This window comes from Streptomyces sp. NBC_00289, assembly GCF_041435115.1.
Lineage (GTDB): Bacteria > Actinomycetota > Actinomycetes > Streptomycetales > Streptomycetaceae > Streptomyces.
The window spans coordinates 1710700-1729365 of the sequence record NZ_CP108046.1 but is presented as its reverse complement, the minus strand read 5'-3'; the positions used below and the strand labels follow the sequence as shown (position 1 = coordinate 1729365).

The following is an 18666-nucleotide window of genomic DNA, read 5'->3' as shown; positions in this document are numbered from 1 at the left end:
TCGGGGCATGTCGCGCGGGACGACCGGAGGCTACGGTTCTGTGCAGTCTCCCCGAGCCCCGCTCTCCTGTTGCCCCTCTGTGTGTTGTTCTCGCCAGCCCCTCACCCCTGGATTCGGACGGCCCGGCAGTGCTCTCAGATCTCTCCCCGCTCATCGCGGCCACCGCCCAGTGGCTGACGCGCGCCTACCCGTCGGGCGGCGGCGCGCTGGCTTCCGCCCTGTGCGAGGTGCAGGCGCGGCAGGCCGTCACCGTCGCCGCCCGGCTGCGGTACCCGACGCCGACGGATGCCGCCCTGGTCGCCATCGCGGGCTCCGGAGGGTCGGCCCGGCTCGACTGGATCACGGGCGCCGACGGGGCCGGAGCCGACGACGCCGACGAGTACGCCTGGCGCACCTGGGTGGACGAGGTCGTGGCGAGTTGGGCCGCCTGTCTGCTCGCCGATCCCGATCTGGCCCGCCTCGCGGTGACCGCGGTCGCCGACGGCGGCCACCCGGCCGACGTGCCGACCGCGTTCCGGCGCCTGGTCGCGCCCGACGAGACCGACCGGCGGGCGTCGGCGCTGCTGCGCCACCCCGACCTCGTCGGCCCCGTGGCCGACCTGCACCACGCGCGGCTCCTCGACCGGCTGGGACCGGACCAGGCACTCATCGCCTGAACCCGCGCCACGAGGCGACCCCCGGAGACCGCGCGCGCCCGCCCGCCGCGCGGGGGCGCTGCGGGCGGGCGGGACGCAGAGGAACGGAGCGGCAGGGGCCGGGGCCGGTCAGCCGTGCTTGCCGCGGCCCGTCAGCGCGTCGCGCAGCCGGTCGACCAGCCCGGCGCCCGGAGCCAGCAGCTTGTTCGCCGGGGGCGTGTCCGGTGCCGAGGGGTGCGGCCGGGTCGGCGCCAACTTCTTGGCCGTACGCACCTTGTCCCCGAGCTTGTCGAGGGCCTCGGGCGAGCACGCCACACGCAGCTGCGGGAAGAGGTTCTGCTCCTCGTCGGCGATGTGTGAGCGGATCTCGCTCATCAGCGTGGTGATGAGCTGGTCGAACTCGGGGTCGGACGCGTCGCGGCTCTCCAGATCCTTCATGAGCTGCTCGGCCTTGGCGTGGTCCTCGATCTCCCGGTCCGCCATGGCGTTGCCGTTCACCAGGTGTTCGCGCACCGCCGGATACAGGTACTCCTCCTCCGCCACCGAGTGCCGCACCAGCTCCTGCGTGGCCTGGTCGGCGTACACCTTGCGGTCCTTGTCACCGGACGGCAGTGCCTCGATCCTGCCGAAGATCTCCTCGACCTCCCGGTGATCGGTCATGAGCTCGTCGATGACGTTTCCACCATGTCCCATGTTCTGCACCTCCAGCCAGGGTGGCGGCTCCGGGCCGGGGCCGCCACGACCACCGAGTGCCCCGGCCTCCGGCGGAGTAACTCGCTCGGGCCGCAGGCCCGGGACGCGTCGGTGTTCGTGCGGGCCGAGTGCCGGCCGGCGGCCCGCACCGCGCTCGGTGCGTCAGTCCGTGCCGAGCTGGTAGACGTTGAACGCCCGCCGGATGACCGGCTGGGCCACGTTGCGCACCCGGACACCGCCGGCCGTCATGCCGTGCTCCGTGCCCATGTGGGCGTGGCCGTGCACGGCGAGTTCGGCGCCGGCCGTGTCGATCGCCTCGGCCAGCAGGTAGCTGCCGAGGAACGGGTGGATCTCCGGCGGTTCGCCGGCGAGGGTGTCGGCCACCGGGGAGAAGTGGGTGAGGGCCACCCGCACCGCGCAGCCCTGCCCGTCCAGCTCCTCCAGCGCGCCCCGCAGGCTGTCCGCGCAGCGCCGGCTGTAGCGGACGAACTCCTTCATCAGCGGCTCGCCGAACTCCCCGGCGCTGCGCCCCACGAACCCACCGCCGAACCCCTTGGTACCGGCGATGCCGACGCGCGTTCCGCCGCACTCCACGATCGTGCTCTCGCCCTCGAGTACGGTCACCTCGGCGTCCTGGAGGATCGCGGTGACCTTCTCGGGCTGCTCGTCGTGGTGGTCGTGGTTGCCGAGGACCGCCACGACCGGCACCGGCAGGGCCCGCACCTCCTGGGCCACGACCCGGGCCTCCTCGGGTGTGCCGTGGCGGGTGAGGTCCCCGGCCAGGAGCAGCAGGTCGGCGCATTCGCCCAGGGTGTCGAAGGCGGGCCGCAGCAGGCCCTGGCTGTCGGCCCCCATGTGGATGTCCCCCACGGCGGCGACCCGGATCATGACAGGTCCTCGGCGTGGTCGGGACGGGCGGTCTCGGCCACCACGATGTCGTCGTGCAGCGGGATGCCTTCCAGGTTCTGCCGGGCCGTGCGCAGCAGGGTGTCGCGGCAGTGGGCGGAGGGGACGGTGCCGGTGATCACGACCGATCCGGCCCTGACCTCGACCTGCACTCCCAGTTCGGCGAGTTCCCCGGCTGCCAGGTGTTCGCGCAGGTGGGCGATGCGGTACTCGACGTTTCCGGCGGCGTCCCCGGCGCCGCCGACATTCGCGACGGGATCGTTCACGAGGGGTCCTCCTTGGGTGCGATGACCTCCAGCCGTTCCAGGAGGTACAGGAAGGCGTCGGGCATCGGGGCGTCCTGGCAGGTGCGGCGCACCCGGTCCCAGTCGACCTTCTCGCGCAGGGTGCGGGCGATGGGGAGTACCGCCCCGAAGTCGCAGTGGTGCTCGGAGAAGGCGGCCAGCAGGCTGCTCAGCAGGTCGGTCGGCGACAGGACGGGCATGAACACCGAGTCGACCGACAGTTCCTCGGCCCGCGACAGCAGCTCGGACGAGACGGGTTCGTGCGCCAGCACGAAGATGATGTCGACCTGTTGTCCGAGACAGCCGGCCTTCAGCAGCCAGTCCTCGGGAGGCGTGTGGACCGAAAGACCGGCCTCGCGCAGGGACGCGGCCACGGCGTCCGCGTCCTCGGGCCTGATGCAGAAGTCGACGTCGTGCTGGAGGTTCTGGGTGCCCCCGTGGGCGTACACGGCGACACTGCCCGCGAGGGCGAACGGGTGCCCCTGCCGTTTGAGGATCGAGCCGACCTGTTTGGCGGCCTGGAGGATCGCCTGGTTGCGGTCGAGCGGAAGGCTGTCGGTGAGTACGGCGTTCTGGGGTACGAGTGCGGGGTCCCCCGTGGCCAGACGCAGTTCGGCAACGCCGGCGTGCTGGTCGAGAGCATCGTCGTCGGCATGCTGCGTCATTGCTGCCCCTTTCTTTGCCGGAGCCTCCTCCGGCCGCTGCGAGTCGCCGTGGTCGACGTGGCGTGACGGTGGGTGTCCCAAGTACCCGGCGGGCGGCCTTCGACACGAGGCCCGGGCGCGGACGGGGGGCCCGGAGTTCCCAGGAGCGTGTTCTCGACCCAGCGGGCACTCTGAGGGGGTGAGCAAGACCGCGCTGATCGTCATCGACATGATCAACACCTACGATCACGACGATGCCGAGCTGCTGCTGCCGTCGGTGGAGAGTGTGGTGCCCGTGGTCGCCGAGCTGCTGGAGCGGGCGAGGCGCAGCGACGTACCCGTGGTCTACGTCAACGACAACTTCGGCGAGTGGCGGTCCCATCACGGCGAGCTCGTCGGCAAGGCGCTGGCCGGACCGCACGCCCGTCTGGTCGAACCGGTGCGGCCCGACGACGAGTCGCTCTTCGTCCTCAAGGCCCGTCACTCGATCTTCTTCGAGACGCCCCTGAACTACCTGCTCGGCCGGCTGGACGTCGACCGTCTCGTGCTGTGCGGGCAGGTCACCGAGCAGTGCGTGCTGTACTCGGCGCTCGACGCCCACATCCGCCACCTCCAGGTGAGCGTCCCCCGTGACGCCGTGGCCCACATCCATGCCGACCTCGCGGACGCGGCCCTGCGGATGATGGAGCGCAACATGGGGGCGCACCTGTGCGACAGCGCCGACCTCTGGCCCCGCGCACGCTGAGCGGGGCCGGGGGCGGGAGGGCGCGCGGAACCGGGTGACCGGCCAGACCCACTCGGGGCCGGCCGGCGTACCGGGGTTCCCGCGGAGCGCGCGGCCCTCAGCCCTCGACCTTCTGATCGGTCCAGGTCCAGGCGTACTGGAGCCAGTCCGCGAGGGTGACGGCGCTCAGGCCCGCACAGAGCAGACGGGCGCCCCGAGGCGCGCAGACGTAACAGGCGACCAGGCCGCCGGCCACCCAGGCGGCGGTGCAGAACGGACAGGACAGCAGCTCGCCGACGGCTCGGCGGGCACCGCCGCCACGCGGCGCGTCGTTCACCTCACCGGCCGCCCCCTCCTCCTCGCGCCGGGTGAACGGCGCCCGCAGGAAGCTGGTGATCTTGTCCTTGGTCAGCAGCCGGGACGCTTTGAAGGTCGCGGTGCCGAGCAGCGCCACGTCCCAGGGCGGGACCTGCTGGGGCAGCCGTACGCCCCGCATGCGGGACAGGACGGCGACCACGGTGCCGCCGGCGGCGAACGTCGAGGCGAGCGCCGCGTAGCCGGCGAGAGGTATCTCGCCCTGATCGTCGTAACGGAGTTCGTCGGTGGTCATGGCATCCTCCCTCGGCACCGGCTCCCGGATGATCGGGAGCGGCACGGGTGCCCGGTCCGCCGCGCCGCACACGCGGAGGACGGCGGGCGGCGTCGGCGGGCAGCGTGACCACGGCGGCCCGGGAGCAGTCCGGAAGGACGGCCGAAGCACAGCCAGGAGCACGGCTGGCACATATCGATACGTCGACTGTGCCGCCCCGGGGTGACGAGATCGCCGCCGGGTGACTGACCCGGTGCGGCCGGGTACCCGGCACGTTCGTGTGCGACCGCTCGGAAGCGTACGCGCGGTCCGCACCACGTTTCCGCAGCCGACAGCCACCGCCCCAGCCCGAAGGAGCTCACGACGATGACGGACGTATCCAGCAGCGGACCCGCTCCGGACGACGACCGGGAGGTACTGACCAACCGGCAGGGCCATCCCGTCTACGACAACCAGAACCAGCGCACGGTCGGCGCCCGCGGCCCGGCGACCCTGGAGAACTACCAGTTCCTGGAGAAGATCAGCCACTTCGACCGGGAACGGATCCCCGAGCGGGTCGTGCACGCCCGAGGCGTGACCGCCTACGGCTACTTCGAGGCCTACGGCGCCTGGGGCGACGAGCCCATCGACCGCTACACCCGCGCCAAGCTGTTCCAGGAGCGCGGCAAGCGCACCGACCTGGCCGTCCGGTTCTCCACCGTGATCGGCGGCCGCGACTCCTCCGAGGCCGCCCGCGACCCCCGGGGCTTCGCGGTGAAGTTCTACACGGAGGACGGCAACTGGGACCTCGTGGGCAACAACCTCGGCGTGTTCTTCATCCGGGACGCGATCAAGTTCCCGGACGTCATCCACGCCCTCAAGCCGGACCCCGTCACCTTCGAGCAGCAGCCCCGGCGGATCTTCGACTTCATGTCGCAGACGCCCGAGTCCATGCACATGCTGGTCAACCTGTTCAGCCCGCGCGGCATCCCGGCGGACTACCGCCACATGCAGGGTTTCGGCGTCAACACCTACAAGTGGGTCAACGCCGAGGGCAGGACCGTCCTGGTCAAGTACCACTGGATGCCCAAGCAGGGCGTGCGCAGCATGACCGAGGAGGACGCGGCGAACGTCCAGGCCGAGGGCCTCGGGCACGCCACCAAGGACCTGTACGAGGCGGTGGCGCGGGGCGACTTCCCGGAGTGGGAGCTCCTGGTGCAGGTGATGGACGACCACGACCACCCGGAGCTCGACTTCGACCCGCTGGACGACACCAAGACGTGGCCGGAGCAGGACTTCCCGCCGAAGCCGGTCGGCCGGATGGTGCTCGACCGGATGCCGGACAACTACTTCGCCGAGAACGAGCAGATCTCCTTCGGCACCGGCGTCCTCGTCGACGGGCTCGACTTCTCCGACGACAAGATGCTCGTCGGCCGCACCTTCTCCTACAGCGACACCCAGCGCTACCGGGTCGGCCCCAACTACCTCCAGCTGCCGGTGAACCAGGCGAAGCACGCGGAGGTGCGCACCAACCAGCGGGACGGCCTGATGACGTACCACGTCGACGGCGACGGCGAGAACCCGCAGGTCAACTACGAACCCTCGATCACAGGAGGGCTGCGGGAGGCCCAGTACCCGACCCACGACGAGCAGGGCCCGGAGATCCGGGGGCGGCTGACCCGCAAGCGGATTCCCCGCACCAACGACTACCAGCAGGCGGGGCAGCGGTACCTGCTGATGGAACAGTGGGAGCGCGACGACCTCGTGAAGAACTTCGCCGGCCTGCTGGCCCAGTGCGACCGGCCGGTGCAGGAGCGCATGGTCTGGCACTTCCTGCTGGTCGAGAACGAACTCGGCCTGAAGGTCGGCGAGCAGCTGGGCATCGGCCCCGAGGACGTCGTCGGCCTCGAGCCGCTCGCCTCGCAGGACCTCACCGAACAGGACCGTGAGCGGCTGGCTCACCTCGGCAAGAACCAGCCGCGCGATGTCGAGGGCCTCACCATGACGCACTGTGTTCCCGACGAGCGGCACGTCGTGAACCGGTGACCGGACAGAACCGGTGACCGGACAGCCGACCGGGCGCGGCCTCCAAGGCCGCGCCCGGCGGGTGTCGTCGCTTAAGCCGGCCCCGGCGGGGGCCGCCGGGGTCAGCCCAGCAGCTCTCCGGCCGCGGACTCATGGGCGGGGGAGTAGGCGTCGGTGTCCAGATCCCGGTGTCCGCCCCGCAGTTCGTAGCGCGTCCGCAGGGCCGACGCGGCCCGCTCGCGCGGGACCGCCGTGAGACCGAAGTGCTGCCGCGCGTACTCGAGTACGTCGTCGACGTCCACGCGGCCGCGCAGCACCCGTTCCCCGCCGGTCCCCGGATCGGACCGCAGCCGGTCGGCCAGTGCCCGGCGCCGTGCCGTGACGGCGATGTCGGCCGCGACTCCCAGCTGCGCGCGGAGGTGGCGTGCCTGACGTGCGGACAACTCCCGCGCCGAGCGGCCGCGCCGTCGGACCATGCGCTTCATTCCCAACCCCTTTGATGGCTCGGCGCCGCCCGGGCTCGGCGGACGGCGCGTGCGAAAACGTGTCCCGTCCGGTTACCCGAAGTGGCGGGGTTCAGACGGACCGGTTCGGGGTTCACGGCCGCTCGGCGCGCGCGACGGTGGCTTGGTCCCTACGATCGGTTGACGTGGGACACGTATTCGAAGAGCTCGTGGAGAAGCGGCGCGCGGCCGACCAGGCGCACAGCCGGGTCGACGAGCTGCGCCAGTCGTTCGGACCGCCTACCGAGCACAAGTGGACCAGGCAGCAGACCGCCACCTACGAGACCGCGTGGCGGGCCTGGCGCGACCTCGACCGTGATCTCCGCTCCGCGATGGCCGAGTACGCCAAGGAGCAGGGGCGACCGCGGCAGGAGGTCGAGAAGGAGGTGCAGACGACCGTACGGCGTACGGACGCGCGCGGACGGGCGGAGCCGAAACGGGAGCGGGAGTAGGGCCAGGACAGCCGTCGCGGCGGCGGGTTTGCCGTTACGGCAATTCCGTTTGCCCGTCGGCCTGGTGGAGGCGGAAGCTGCCTCGCGAGGGTGTTCGGGAGCGCGAGGGCTCGCAGGAGTTCGCGCCCGGCGAGCCCCGACGACCAGCCCGTCCCGTCCAGGAGGCGCCATGACCCACACCCCCGTCACGCAGGCCGCGGAGTTCTGGGAGGGCCGCTACCGGGACAGCGACCGCATCTGGAGCGGCCGCCCCAACCAGCTGCTCGTGCGGGAGGTGAGCGGCCTCGAGCCGGGCCGGGCGCTCGACCTGGGCTGCGGCGAGGGCGCGGACGCGGTGTGGCTGGCCTCGCGCGGATGGCAGGTCACCGGCGTCGACATCTCGCAGACGGCCCTGCGCCGCGCCGCCGCGCACGCCGCCGACGCCGGGACGGCCGACCGCGTCGGATGGGAGCGGCACGAACTGGGTGTGACATTCCCCGACGGCTCCTTCGACCTGGTGAACGCCCAGTACCTCCAGTCGCCGGTGCACATGGACCAGGACGCCGTGCTCCGGCAGGCCGCGCACGCCGTCGCGGAGGGCGGCACACTCCTGCTCGTCATGCACGCGGGATGGCCGTCCTGGCAGGAGCGGCCGCCCTTCGAGGCCGAGTTCCCCACGCTGGAGGGGACGCTCGCCGCGCTCGCGCTGCCCGAGGACGTCTGGAGCGTCGAGACGCTGGAGACGGTGCGCAGGCAGAACGTCTCCCCCGAGGGCGTCGAGGGCTTCCGCGAGGACAACGTGTGGCGTCTGCGCCGTACCGGGGCCTGACGGCCGACGCCGGCCGGCCCGGGACCCGTCAGTCCCGCCCGGCCGGCGACTCGCTGAGCGCCTCGTGCGCCGCCCCCAGCGCCGCGACCCGGTCCTCGGGCACCAGTCCGATGCGGGTACGGCGGTCCAGCAGATCCGCCTCGTCGAGCGCGCCCTCGTGGCGGACCGCCCACAGCAGTTCCGCGCGGGTGACGGGATGGCCCGGCAGCACGGGTTCACTCAGGCGGGGGTCCCGGGTGCCGAGCGCGTGCACGGCCGGGGCCTCGGTGCCGTAGCGACGGACCAGGCGGCGCGGTGCCCGAAGCGCGGCGAGGGCCCGTGGCGGGGCGGCGCCCACGAGGGGGAGCGAGGCGGTGGGAGAGCGGCCGGCGGGGAGGCGACAGGCCTCGACGGCGGCGTCCACGGCGTCCTCCGCCATGCGCCGGTAGGTGGTGAGCTTCCCCCCGACCACGGTGATCACGCCGTCCCGCGACGGGAGCACCGCGTGCCGGCGGGAGATGTCGGCGGTCCTGGCCGCGGTGCCGGTGTGCGCCGACGAGGTGTCCAGGAGCGGTCGCAGTCCGGCGAAGGCTCCTACGACGTCGTCGCGGTGGAGGGGGACGTCGAGGACGGAGCCGAGGACGTCGAGCAGGAAGCCGACGTCCGTCTCGGGCACCTCGGGCACGTCCGGGATGCCGCCTTCGACGGGTTCGTCGGTGAGTCCGACGTAGACGCGGCCGTCGCCCTGGGGCAGGACGAGGACGAAGCGGTTGGTCTCCCCGGGGACCGGCACGTGCAGACCCGCGGGCAGCGGCCCGAGCCGGTCCGAGCGCAGGACGAGGTGGGTGCCGCGGGAGGGGCGGATCCGGACGCCGTCCACCAGGTCGCCCGCCCACACGCCGGCCGCGTTCACCACCGCGCGGGCACGGATCAGTCCCTCCTCGCCGGTGAGTTCGTCGCGGACGCGGGCGCCGGAACCGGTGAGTTCCAGAGCCCGGACCCGGGTCAGGACACGGGCGCCGTGCGCGGCGGCGGTCCGGGCCAGCGCAGTCACCAGGCGGGCGTCGTCGGTGAGCCGGCCGTCCCAGGACAGCAGGCCGCCGCGCAGACCGTCGGGGCGCAGCGCCGGGGCCAGGTGCCGGGTCTCGACCACGGACAGGCGGCGCGGTGCGGGCAGGGTCGCCCGGGCCGTGCGAGCCGCCAGCCGTAGGGCGTCACCGGCCCGGAAACCGGCTTGGGCCAGCGCGGCCTGGCCGCCGGAGACCAGGGGAGTGAGGGGCAGTACGAACGGCTGGGCGTGCACCAGGTGGGGTGCGGTGCGCTCCATCAGCACGCCGCGCTCGACCGCGCTCTCGTGGGCCACGTCGAACTGGGCGGAGGCGAGATAGCGCAGCCCGCCGTGGATGAGTTTGGAGCTCCAGCGGGAGGTGCCGAACGCCAGATCGTGGGCGTCGACGGCGACGACGCTCAGGCCCCGGGCGGCGGCGTCGAGGGCGGCCCCGGCCCCGGTGGCGCCGAGTCCGACGACCAGGACGTCCACGACGGGTCCGTCGACGCTCTCGGTGAGTTCCCGCCCGCGCCGGGCGGCGGACAGGGACGCCCCGGGGGCGAGCGGGGCGGCGGGGGTGCGGCCGGCGGTGGGGCTCATGGCGTGAGAGTCCTCTCCAGGACGGTCCGCAGCTCCGCGAGGAAGGCCGCGGAGCTCAACTCGGTGTCGTCCTCGTCGGTCATGGTCCGCAGGGACAGGGTGAAGGACTGCACGACCAACAGCAGGGAACGGGCCTGCCGTTCGGTGTGGCCCGGCCGTACCGATCCGTCGGCGTGGCCCTCCCGCAGAGCGTCGGCCAGCAGCCCCAGCAGGGCTTCCTGGCTCGCCCCCCGCCGGTCCAGGACGTAGGGGAGGAGGAGCTCGGGGTCGACGTCGACGATCTTGCGGAAGAGGGGATGGGCGCGGAAGGCGTCCACCCCGGCCACGAGCCCTTCGACGATCAGGGTGCGCGCGTCCGTGCCGGGACGGGCCTCGGGCATGGCCCCGGTGGCCACCGCGACCCACTCCCGGGTCATGAGGTCGCCGACCAGGGACCGGACGTCGGGCCAGCGCCGGTAGAGCGTCATCCGGGAGACGCCCGCGCGGCGGGCCACGTCGGTGAGGGTGGTGCGGCGGACCCCGACGGCGAGGACGCAGTCGCGGACCGCGTCGAGCACCGCGTCGCCGTCCGAGTCATTGTGACGAATAGGCGTCATGTGTCACAGTGTAACTTCCCTGGGCCGCCCAGGGAACGGCAGCTCTCGAATCGACCGGTGAGGACGACAGTCATGGACATGCTGTGGAGCGGCTGGGGCGACCCGGCCCGAGCGACGCCGCTGCCCGACACGGTGACCGGGCTGCTGCACGAGCTGCTAGGAGTCGAGCCGCGCGGGACGGGGCCGGTCGCGCTGGAGAAGATCGACGTCCCCGAGCCGCCGCTGTCCCCGGCCGCGCGTCTCGGCCTGCTCACCGCCGTGGGCGGCGACGAGGACCACGTACGCACCGACGCGCAGAGCCGGATCCGGCACACCCGCGGCAAGTCCACTCCCGACCTGATGCGGATGCGCGCCGGCGACGTCGACGACCTGCCGGCGGCCGTCGTCCTGCCCGCGAGCCACGACGAGGTGAGCGCCGTCCTGCGGGTGTGCGCCGAACACGGCCTGACCGTCGTGCCGTTCGGCGGCGGCACCTCCGTGGTCGGCGGACTCGTCCCCGGCCGACGGCTCGCCTTCGTCGCCCTGGACCTGCGCCGCATGGACCGCATGGTCGCCCTCGACCCGGTGTCCCGGACCGCCACCCTGCAAGCCGGGCTGCGCGCCCCGCGGGCCGAGGCGCTGCTGGCCGAGCACGGCTTCACCCTCGGCCACTTCCCCCAGTCCTTCGAGTGGGCCACCATCGGCGGCTTCGCCGCCACCCGCTCCAGCGGGCAGGCCTCCGCGGGCTACGGCCGCTTCGACGACATGGTCCTCGGCCTCACCCTCGCCACCCCCGAAGGCACCCTCGACACGGGCCGCGCCCCGCGCTCGGCGGCCGGACCCGACCTGCGCCAGCTCGTCCTCGGCTCCGAGGGGGCGTTCGGAGTCATCACGTCCGTGACGGTGCGCGTCCGCCCCGTCCCGCGGGTCCGCCGCTACGAGGGCTGGCGCTTCGCCTCCTTCGACGAGGGGGCCGCCGCACTGCGCACACTCGCCCAGGACGGGCCGCTGCCGACGGTCCTGCGGCTGTCCGACGAGACCGAGACACTCGTCGGCCTCGCCCAGCCCGACGCCATCGGATCCGCCGGAGCGCGGGAAGCCGCCGGATGCACGGCGATCGCCGGCTTCGAGGGGACCGAGGAGGACACCGCGCATCGCCGGGAGCGGGCCGCGGCCGTCCTGCGCGCGTGCGGCGGAACCCTCCTCGGCGAGGAGCCGGGACAGCGCTGGGCCGACGGCCGCTACTCGGCCCCCTACCTGCGCGACTCCCTCCTCGACGCCGGGGCCTTCGCGGAAACACTGGAGACTGCGGCCTTCTGGTCCCGCGTCCCGGGGCTGTACGCCGCCGTCCGCGAGGCGCTGACCGCCACGCTCACCGAGGCCGGCACCCCGCCCCTGGTCATGTGCCACATCTCCCACGTCTACGAGAACGGGGCCTCGCTGTACTTCACCGTCGTCTCGGCCCAGGGCGAGGACCCGCTCGCCCACTGGACGCGCGCCAAGCACGCCGCCAACGAGGCGATCCTCGCCGCCGGCGGCACCATCACCCACCACCACGGGGTCGGCACCGACCACCGCGACTGGTACGTCCGTGAGGCCGGGCCCCTCGGGGTCGAGGCCCTGCGAGCCGTCAAACAGCGGCTGGACCCGTCCGGGCTGCTCAACCCGGGCGTGCTCCTTCCCGCAGACTGAACCGCCGGCCGGCGGCCGCACCCGCCGGCCCTACCCGCGGCGCGCAGACCGCATTTCGCACTCGGACCGCTCGTCCCGCGGCCCGCACCTCTCACTCAGCAGACCGCACTTCGCACCCGGACCATTCATTGCGCCCCGCACCTCCGACTCCGCAGGCCGCACCCCGCACCCGCACCGCTCATCCCGCGCCCCGCACTCCCACCCCGCAGACCGCACCCCGCACCCGCACCGCTCATCCCGCGCCCCGCACTCCCACCCCGCAGACCGCACCCCGCACCTCCCCGCCAGGCCCGCCGAGCTCCGTCAGAGCCCGTCCGGCACGGGGCTGTCCGCCCCCGTCCGTCCGCCCCCGTCCGTCCGTCCCGTCCCCTCCCGACCCCGTCAGCCCCGGAGGCACACCGATGCGACAGTTCACCGCCGTCGTCAACCCCACCGCGGGCGGATCCGCCGGAGCCGCCGCGCTGCTCGCGGTGGCCCGTCCGCTCCGGGAGGCGGGGGCCGAGCTGGAGACGGAGTACAGCCGCAGCCTCGCCCACGCCCAGGAGCTCGCACGGCAGGCCGGGGAGCGGGGCCGAGTGGTGCTCGCCGTCGGCGGGGACGGCATCGCCGGAGGGATCGGCGGGGCCCTCAGCGGAACCGGTGCGCTCCTCGGCCTCGTTCCGGCCGGCCGGGGCAACGACTTCGCCCGCGCCCTGGGACTGCCCTCCGACCCCGACGCCCTGGCCCGCGTCCTGCTGCGTGGCGAGCCCCGGCTCGTCGACACGATCGAGGTGCGCTCGGCCTTCCACGACCGCACCGTCGTCCTCGGCAGCGTGTACGCGGGCGTCGACGCGGTCGCCAACCGCCATGCCAACCACGCGCGACTGCTGCGCGGCACCGCCTCCTACTACGCGGGTGGGCTGCGGGCCGTCACCACCTGGCGCGCGGCGCACTACCGGGTCACGGTCGACGGCGAGGAGCACACGCACTCCGGCTACACGGTGGTGGCCGCCAACTCCGGCTACTACGGCTCGGGCCGCATCATCGCCCCCGACGCCCGCGTCGACGACGGTGTGCTGGACGTCGTGCTGATCAGCGCGGCGCCACGGCGGCTGTTCTTCGCCCTCATGAACGAACTCAAGTCCGGTGCCCACGTCCACCGCCCCCAGGTGCGGATCCTGCGGGGGCGGGAGATCCGCATCGAGGCCGACCGCGAGGTGCCCTACGGCGCCGACGGCGAGGTCGAGGCCGTACTCCCCGTGACCGCCAGAGTGCTGCCGGGAGCGCTGAGCGTCCTGTGCTGAACGCGCCGGACCGGCCGGGTCCTCACACCGCGTGCCGGGAGGTCCGGTCCGAGGCCGGCCAGACGTAGGGCAGGTCGTCGGGGACGTCCGGGAAGCGGGGCAGGTAGAACTCCGGGTCCTTGCGGACGAGCGCGGACCGGTGACTGAGATGGAACGCGGCATCGCCGAGCCACGGCGGGAGTTCGCCCGCCTCGGCGAGCCGCTCCTGGGTACGGATGCCGTCGCCCTGTCCGGCGAAGTCGGTCATCAGCGAGGCGGCGCAGGTGTCGGCGCGCCCGCCCGCCGTCCACACGCCGCACATCTCCAGGCCGTAGCGCACCAGGGCCTCCTCGTATCCGGCCCACATACGCACCGCCGGGTGGTGCCGCCAGCCGTAGCCGGCGACCGTCAGGCCACGCAGCACCTGGAGGGTCTCGACCCGCTGTTTGCCCAGCCGGCGCGGGTCCAGGGCATCGGCGGAGGCGCCGAAGTCGGGGTAGGGCAGGAAGGTCTGCATCGTCCGTCCCCTGTCATGGGCCCTGTCATGTCGCGTGTCGTGTCGCGATGGAGCGGCACGCTGTGCACAGCGTGCCGCCCCCGGCCGACGTCCCGACTGCCGTTCCGGCCGCCCCTGACCGTGACGGGGCTCGAAGGCGACGGCACGGGTCAGCGTGGTCCGGTCAGGCGCCGGTGAAGCGCTCCCAGGCCCGGTGCTTGCCCAGGAGACCGGTGAGCTGTTCCAGGGCGGCGCTCCCGGACTCCGCGACGACCACGCCCGGCGCGTCGACGGGCACCCCGGCCGCTTCGAGGGCGGCCTCGCCGCCCGCCCAGGCCCCGATGGCCTTGCCGTGCCGGAAGGCCTCGGACAGCAGCAGTGCGACCCGGGGATCGGCCGTCGCCGTGGGCGCGGCGGCGGGGAGCGCCTTGGCGTCGCGGGCGCCGTACGCGTCGCCGCCCACACCGGGGACGCCGGCCAGCAGCACCGCGTCGAACTCGACGGACCGTGCGGTGGCGTACGTGCGCTGCACGGTCACGGCACCCTCGCCCGAGCCGAGGACGCCGCCGACCGGGGCGACGACCAGGGGAACCATGCCCGCCTCCAGGACCGCCTCACGTACGGCCCGTACGCCGTCCAGGTCGCCGTCCTTGCCCACGAGGACGCCGATGAGGCGGCCGGCCGTCGGCCAGGTGTGCCCGACCTGGGACAGGGCGGGGCTGGGCTCGACGTCGGCCAGCGGCACGGTGGGCCCGGGTGCCGGCAGGCCGAGCCCCTCGGCGACCTCGGCGCACAGCTCCGGGTCGATGTTGGCGAGCACCTGCAGGGCCCGCTCCTTGATCGCCTGTTCGTAGCACTTGCCGAGCTCGAAGGTGTAGGCCCCGATGATGTGCTCACGCTCCACCGGGGACATGCTCAGCCAGAACCGCCGGGGCTGGCTGAAGTGGTCCGCGAACGACTCGGGAGCGTCGCGGACCTTGGCCGCCTCCGGTACCCGTACGGGCGTCTCGATGTACGCCCCGGTGTCCGCGCCGGCGGTGAAGGGGCAACCGCCGTCCAGTGAGTTGGGCCGGTAGGGGGCCACTCCCCGGTGTACCGCCGTCTGGTGCATGCCGTCGCGCAGCATGTCGTTGACCGGTGCGTGCGGGCGGTTGATCGGCAGCTGGGCGAAGTTCGGGCCGCCCAGGCGGGTGATCTGCGTGTCCAGGTAGGAGAACAGGCGCCCCGCGAGAAGCGGGTCGTCGGTGATGTCGACGCCGGGGACGAGGTGGCCGACGTGGAAGGCGACCTGCTCGGTCTCCGCGAAGTAGTTCGACGGGTTGCGGTCGAGGGTCAGCAGCCCGACCGGCTGCACCGGGGCGAGCTCCTCCGGGACGAGGTTCGTCGGGTCCAGCAGGTCGATGCCCTCGAAGGTCTGCTCGGGCGTGTCCGGGAAGGTCTGGATGCCCAGCTCCCACTGCGGGTACGCGCCCGCCTCGATGGCGTCCGCGAGGTCGCGCCGGTGGAAGTCCGGGTCGACACCGTTCGCGATCTGCGCCTCCTCCCACACCAGGGAGTGCACGCCCAGCTTCGGCTTCCAGTGGAACTTCACCAGCGTCGTGGCGCCCTCGGCGTTGACCAGGCGGAAGGTGTGGACGCCGAAGCCCTCCATCGTCCGGTACGAACGCGGGATGCCCCGGTCGGACATGTTCCACAGGGTGTGGTGGGTGGCCTCGGTGTGCAGGGTGACGAAGTCCCAGAAGGTGTCGTGCGCGCTCTGCGCCTGCGGGATCTCCCGGTCCGGATGTGGCTTGCCGGCGTGGATGACGTCCGGGAACTTGATCGCGTCCTGGATGAAGAAGACCGGGATGTTGTTGCCGACCAGGTCGAAGACACCTTCGCTGGTGTAGAACTTGGTCGCGAAGCCCCGGGTGTCCCGGACGGTGTCGGACGAGCCCCGGGAGCCCAGCACCGTGGAGAAGCGGACGAACACCGGGGTTTCCTCGTCCTCGGAGAGGAACGCGGCCTTGGTGACGGGCGCCGCCGTGCCGTAGCTCCGGAACGTTCCGTGCGCCGCCGCGCCCCGGGCGTGGACCACGCGCTCCGGGATGCGCTCGTGGTCGAAGTGCATGACCTTCTCGCGCAGATGGTGGTCCTGCAGCAGCACGGGTCCGCGGGGCCCTGCCTTGAGCGAGTGGTCGGTGTCGTACAGCCGCGTGCCCTGCGCCGTCGTGAGGTGGCTCCCGGACTGGGCCGCCCGCGCCTGGTCGGCTCCCGTCGGCTGGCCCGTCGGCGACACGGTGTCGGGACCGCTCTGGTCGGGCTTCGGCGGCAGCGGCTCCCTGGGCTCGGTCGGCTCCGCGACGGACGGGGACTGGACGTTGGGCTTGCCCGGGATCCCCTCCTCCGGCACGCCGTCGCCCTGCAGGCTGTCGGTGATCTTCCGGGCTGCCCGCTTGAGGGGATTGGCCTCGCTCATCAGGGATGTCCCTCCACTAGGACCGGCCACGGGCCGCGTGACCTGGTGTTCACTTGCCGATTGGGGGCGACCGGCGGGCAGTTCGCCCTGAATGGGCACTCGCTTCGTCAACGTCTCATGACGGCCAGAGCCGTGCACCGGGTGCGGGTCGAGGGGGTGAACCGGCCGCCTCCGCGGTCGCCACGACGGTGTACCCCCGTCCCGGGAGTCAAGGCATGCGATCCCGCTCAGCCTGCGAAGAAGGCGGCCAGCGAGGCCGCCAGCGGTTCCGGTGCCTCCTCGGCCATGTGGTGTCCGGAGTCGATCCCGTGACCGTGTACGTCGGCGGCCCAGTTCCGCCAGATGGCGACCGGATCGCCGTAGAGGTCCTCCAGGTCGTCCCGCAGGGACCACAGGATCAGCGCGGGGCAGCGGATCCTGACGCCCGAGGCACGGTCGGCGTCCTCGTGCCGGGCGTCGATCGTGAGGCCGGCCCGGTAGTCCTCCAGCATGGCGCGGACCACGTCGGGGTTCCGGGTGGCCTGGCGCATCTCGTCGTGGTTCTCCTGCCCCATCCTCACCGGGTCGCCCCGGTACCAGCTGTCGGGGTCGGCGGTGATGACCCGCTCCGGGATGTCCGGCTGGGCGAAGAAGAACCAGTGCCACCATTGGGTCGCGAACCGCGCGTCGACGCGTGCCAGGTGCTCGGTGAGCGGCAGGCCGTCCAGCAGGGCCACGCGGGACACCGCCTCGGGGTGGTCCAGGGTGAGGCGGAAGGCGACGGGGGCGCCGCGGTCGTGGCCGGCCACACCGAAACGGTCGTGGCCCAGCGACCGCATCACCTGCACCATGTCCTTCGCGACGGCGCGCTTGGCGTGGGCGGAGTGGTCCGCGGTGGGCGCCGGCCCCCGGGAGCGGCCGTAACCGCGCAGGTCGGGACAGACGACGGTGAAGCCGCGGGCGACCAGCAGGGGTGCCACGCGGTGCCAGGTCGCCGAGGTGCGGGGGTGGCCGTGCAGCAGGAGGAGGGGCGGGCCCTCGCCGCCGTGTCGGACGAAGACGGACGCCTCGTCCACCTCGATCGTCTCGGCATGGAAGTCGTCGAACATCGCCCCGTCGCCTCTCCCCGGTCGCTGGAACTGGGCGGGTCGCCTTCCGTGCCGGTCGGGAACAGGAAGAGCGGCCCGCGGGCAGCAGGTGCCCCGCGAGGCCGGGCGCACACCCGACGGCACCGATCCCGGTGTGCGGCCCCCGCGGCGGCGGGCCGCCCGGCGGTGGGCCGGAACACGAACGGGCCGGGCGCCGCGTACCTCCCCAGGACTACGGCGTCCGGCCCATCCATGTCATGCGCGCTCCGTGTACCCGCAGGTGGCCGGAGCAATCCTCCGGTGCGGAGTCCGGATCACCGGGTGGTCTGCAGCCCCTGCCGCAGCCGGGTCAGGACACGGTTGAGCAGGCGGGAGACGTGCATCTGGGAGATGCCGAGCCGCTCCCCGATCTGTGCCTGGGTGAGCTCTTCCACGAAGCGCAGGTGGATGATCTCCCGGTCGCGCGGGTCGAGCTCGGCGAGCAGCGGGGCGAGGCAGTGGAGGTCCTCCACCAGCTCCAGTCCGGCGTCCTCGGCACCGATGAAGTCGGCGAGGACGCTCTCGCCGTCCTCGCTGCTGCTGACGGCCGCGTCGAGGGAGGCCGACCGGTAGCCGTTCGACGCCACCTTCGCGTCGCGGACCTCCTGCTCCGGGAGGTTCATCAGCTCCGACAGTTCCCTGGTCGTGGGTGTGCGCCCCAGCCGGCTGGACAGTTCCTCCGTCGCCTTGGCCAGCTCCACGCGGGCCTCCTGCAGGCGCCGGGGCACGTGCACGGCCCAGGAGGTGTCCCGGAAGAACCGCTTGATCTCGCCGACGATGTAGGGCACGGCGAAGGAGGTGAACTCCACCTCGCGGGAGATGTCGAAGCGGTCGATCGCCTTGATGAGACCGATCATGCCGACCTGGACGATGTCCTCGAGCTCCTGCGGACCCCGGCTGCGGAAGCGGCCCGCGGCGTACCGCACCAGGGTCATGTTCATCTCGATCAGCGTGTTGCGCGCGTACTGGTATTCGGGTGTGCCCTCCTCCAGCGTCGCCAGCCGGTCGAAGAACAGCTTCGACAGCCCTCGTGCGTCGTTCGGCGGGACCTTCGAGGGGTCGGTCACCCTGGGCAGCTCGGTCGGAGCGTGAGGTGCCCTAACCTCCGTGGTCACGGCCATCGCGGGGGCCTCCGTCTCTGAGGATGTCTCTCGTGGGAACAATGCCCGCTCCTTGATCCGGAGCGGATGCCGCAGCGTCTACCCCCC

The 18666-nt window shown here is 72.8% G+C and carries 19 protein-coding genes; 7 read left to right on the top strand and 12 right to left on the bottom strand.

Annotated features, from left to right (window positions below; all coding sequences use genetic code 11):
* Positions 1-128 precede the first annotated feature (128 nt).
* Entirely contained in the window at positions 129-656 is a 528-nt protein-coding gene (locus OG985_RS08330) for a hypothetical protein (protein ID WP_371667611.1), read from the top strand.
* A 108-nt stretch (positions 657-764) separates the two neighbouring features.
* On the opposite strand, the gene OG985_RS08325 is transcribed toward OG985_RS08330, so the two are convergent.
* The 4 genes from OG985_RS08325 to OG985_RS08310 form a co-directional block, all read right to left on the bottom strand.
* A complete protein-coding gene (locus OG985_RS08325; RefSeq protein ID WP_371667610.1) occupies positions 765-1328 on the bottom strand; it encodes a hemerythrin domain-containing protein in 564 nt (187 codons plus the stop codon).
* A gap of 162 nt (positions 1329-1490) precedes the next feature.
* Complete coding sequence (locus tag OG985_RS08320; RefSeq protein WP_371667609.1) at positions 1491-2216, bottom strand: metallophosphoesterase; 726 nt, start codon at positions 2214-2216, stop codon at positions 1491-1493.
* Positions 2213-2500, bottom strand: a complete 288-nt coding sequence (locus OG985_RS08315; RefSeq protein ID WP_371667608.1) for a BON domain-containing protein — start codon at positions 2498-2500, stop codon at positions 2213-2215. Before OG985_RS08315 ends, OG985_RS08320 begins: the two co-directional genes overlap by 4 nt.
* Complete coding sequence (locus tag OG985_RS08310; RefSeq protein WP_371667607.1) at positions 2497-3183, bottom strand: nucleotidyltransferase family protein; 687 nt, start codon at positions 3181-3183, stop codon at positions 2497-2499. The genes OG985_RS08315 and OG985_RS08310 overlap by 4 nt, the downstream gene beginning before the upstream one ends.
* A gap of 178 nt (positions 3184-3361) precedes the next feature.
* Between OG985_RS08310 and OG985_RS08305 the strand changes: the two genes are divergently transcribed.
* Positions 3362-3907 (top strand): cysteine hydrolase family protein, encoded by a 546-nt coding sequence (locus OG985_RS08305; RefSeq protein ID WP_371667606.1) that lies wholly within the window; start codon positions 3362-3364, stop codon positions 3905-3907.
* Between the two features lie 97 nt (positions 3908-4004).
* On the opposite strand, the gene OG985_RS08300 is transcribed toward OG985_RS08305, so the two are convergent.
* Positions 4005-4496 (bottom strand): DUF1360 domain-containing protein, encoded by a 492-nt coding sequence (locus tag OG985_RS08300; RefSeq protein ID WP_371667605.1) that lies wholly within the window; start codon positions 4494-4496, stop codon positions 4005-4007.
* A 345-nt stretch (positions 4497-4841) separates the two neighbouring features.
* Between OG985_RS08300 and OG985_RS08295 the strand changes: the two genes are divergently transcribed.
* Positions 4842-6500, top strand: a complete 1659-nt coding sequence (locus tag OG985_RS08295; protein WP_371667604.1) for a catalase — start codon at positions 4842-4844, stop codon at positions 6498-6500.
* Between the two features lie 101 nt (positions 6501-6601).
* Here OG985_RS08295 and OG985_RS08290 read toward each other — a convergent pair whose 3' ends face one another.
* Positions 6602-6964, bottom strand: coding sequence for a hypothetical protein (locus OG985_RS08290; RefSeq protein ID WP_371667603.1), 363 nt, complete (start codon positions 6962-6964; stop codon positions 6602-6604).
* 164 nt (positions 6965-7128) lie between these two features.
* Between OG985_RS08290 and OG985_RS08285 the strand changes: the two genes are divergently transcribed.
* Together OG985_RS08285 and OG985_RS08280 are read left to right on the top strand one after the other, a co-directional pair.
* Positions 7129-7434: a hypothetical protein gene (locus OG985_RS08285; RefSeq protein ID WP_371667602.1), complete on the top strand. Its 306-nt coding sequence runs from the start codon at positions 7129-7131 to the stop codon at positions 7432-7434.
* Positions 7435-7603: 169 nt separating this feature from the next.
* On the top strand, positions 7604-8242 hold the full coding sequence (locus OG985_RS08280) for a class I SAM-dependent methyltransferase (protein WP_371667601.1): 639 nt from the start codon (positions 7604-7606) through the stop codon (positions 8240-8242).
* Positions 8243-8270: 28 nt separating this feature from the next.
* Here OG985_RS08280 and OG985_RS08275 read toward each other — a convergent pair whose 3' ends face one another.
* Positions 8271-9869, bottom strand: coding sequence for a glycerol-3-phosphate dehydrogenase/oxidase (locus OG985_RS08275; protein ID WP_371667600.1), 1599 nt, complete (start codon positions 9867-9869; stop codon positions 8271-8273).
* The gene (locus OG985_RS08270; RefSeq protein WP_371667599.1) at positions 9866-10465 is read right to left on the bottom strand and encodes a TetR/AcrR family transcriptional regulator; all 600 of its coding nucleotides are present in this window, start codon (positions 10463-10465) and stop codon (positions 9866-9868) included. Before OG985_RS08270 ends, OG985_RS08275 begins: the two co-directional genes overlap by 4 nt.
* A 72-nt stretch (positions 10466-10537) precedes the next feature.
* On the opposite strand from OG985_RS08270, the gene OG985_RS08265 reads away from it, so the two are divergent.
* Positions 10538-12136: an FAD-binding oxidoreductase gene (locus OG985_RS08265; RefSeq protein ID WP_371674300.1), complete on the top strand. Its 1599-nt coding sequence runs from the start codon at positions 10538-10540 to the stop codon at positions 12134-12136.
* Between the two features lie 401 nt (positions 12137-12537).
* Positions 12538-13419, top strand: coding sequence for a YegS/Rv2252/BmrU family lipid kinase (locus tag OG985_RS08260; RefSeq protein ID WP_371667598.1), 882 nt, complete (start codon positions 12538-12540; stop codon positions 13417-13419).
* A 22-nt stretch (positions 13420-13441) separates the two neighbouring features.
* On the opposite strand, the gene OG985_RS08255 is transcribed toward OG985_RS08260, so the two are convergent.
* The 4 genes from OG985_RS08255 to OG985_RS08240 form a co-directional block, all read right to left on the bottom strand.
* Positions 13442-13915, bottom strand: coding sequence for an MSMEG_6728 family protein (locus OG985_RS08255; protein ID WP_371667597.1), 474 nt, complete (start codon positions 13913-13915; stop codon positions 13442-13444).
* Between the two features lie 163 nt (positions 13916-14078).
* Complete coding sequence (locus OG985_RS08250; protein WP_371667596.1) at positions 14079-16352, bottom strand: catalase; 2274 nt, start codon at positions 16350-16352, stop codon at positions 14079-14081.
* 227 nt (positions 16353-16579) lie between these two features.
* On the bottom strand, positions 16580-17440 hold the full coding sequence (locus tag OG985_RS08245; RefSeq protein ID WP_371667595.1) for an alpha/beta fold hydrolase: 861 nt from the start codon (positions 17438-17440) through the stop codon (positions 16580-16582).
* A gap of 293 nt (positions 17441-17733) precedes the next feature.
* A complete protein-coding gene (locus OG985_RS08240) occupies positions 17734-18579 on the bottom strand; it encodes an RNA polymerase sigma factor SigF (RefSeq protein ID WP_371667594.1) in 846 nt (281 codons plus the stop codon).
* Between the last annotated feature and the right edge of the window lie 87 nt (positions 18580-18666).

Coding starts and splice junctions, on each gene's coding strand:
- OG985_RS08325 (WP_371667610.1), bottom strand. CDS start 1,328: ATGGGACATGGTGGAAACGTCATCGACGAGCTCATGACCGATCACCGG.
- OG985_RS08320 (WP_371667609.1), bottom strand. CDS start 2,216: ATGATCCGGGTCGCCGCCGTGGGGGACATCCACATGGGGGCCGACAGC.
- OG985_RS08310 (WP_371667607.1), bottom strand. CDS start 3,183: ATGACGCAGCATGCCGACGACGATGCTCTCGACCAGCACGCCGGCGTT.
- OG985_RS08300 (WP_371667605.1), bottom strand. CDS start 4,496: ATGACCACCGACGAACTCCGTTACGACGATCAGGGCGAGATACCTCTC.
- OG985_RS08295 (WP_371667604.1), top strand. CDS start 4,842: ATGACGGACGTATCCAGCAGCGGACCCGCTCCGGACGACGACCGGGAG.
- OG985_RS08290 (WP_371667603.1), bottom strand. CDS start 6,964: ATGAAGCGCATGGTCCGACGGCGCGGCCGCTCGGCGCGGGAGTTGTCC.
- OG985_RS08280 (WP_371667601.1), top strand. CDS start 7,604: ATGACCCACACCCCCGTCACGCAGGCCGCGGAGTTCTGGGAGGGCCGC.
- OG985_RS08275 (WP_371667600.1), bottom strand. CDS start 9,869: ATGAGCCCCACCGCCGGCCGCACCCCCGCCGCCCCGCTCGCCCCCGGG.
- OG985_RS08270 (WP_371667599.1), bottom strand. CDS start 10,465: ATGACGCCTATTCGTCACAATGACTCGGACGGCGACGCGGTGCTCGAC.
- OG985_RS08265 (WP_371674300.1), top strand. CDS start 10,538: ATGGACATGCTGTGGAGCGGCTGGGGCGACCCGGCCCGAGCGACGCCG.
- OG985_RS08260 (WP_371667598.1), top strand. CDS start 12,538: ATGCGACAGTTCACCGCCGTCGTCAACCCCACCGCGGGCGGATCCGCC.
- OG985_RS08255 (WP_371667597.1), bottom strand. CDS start 13,915: ATGCAGACCTTCCTGCCCTACCCCGACTTCGGCGCCTCCGCCGATGCC.
- OG985_RS08250 (WP_371667596.1), bottom strand. CDS start 16,352: ATGAGCGAGGCCAATCCCCTCAAGCGGGCAGCCCGGAAGATCACCGAC.
- OG985_RS08245 (WP_371667595.1), bottom strand. CDS start 17,440: ATGTTCGACGACTTCCATGCCGAGACGATCGAGGTGGACGAGGCGTCC.
- OG985_RS08240 (WP_371667594.1), bottom strand. CDS start 18,579: ATGGCCGTGACCACGGAGGTTAGGGCACCTCACGCTCCGACCGAGCTG.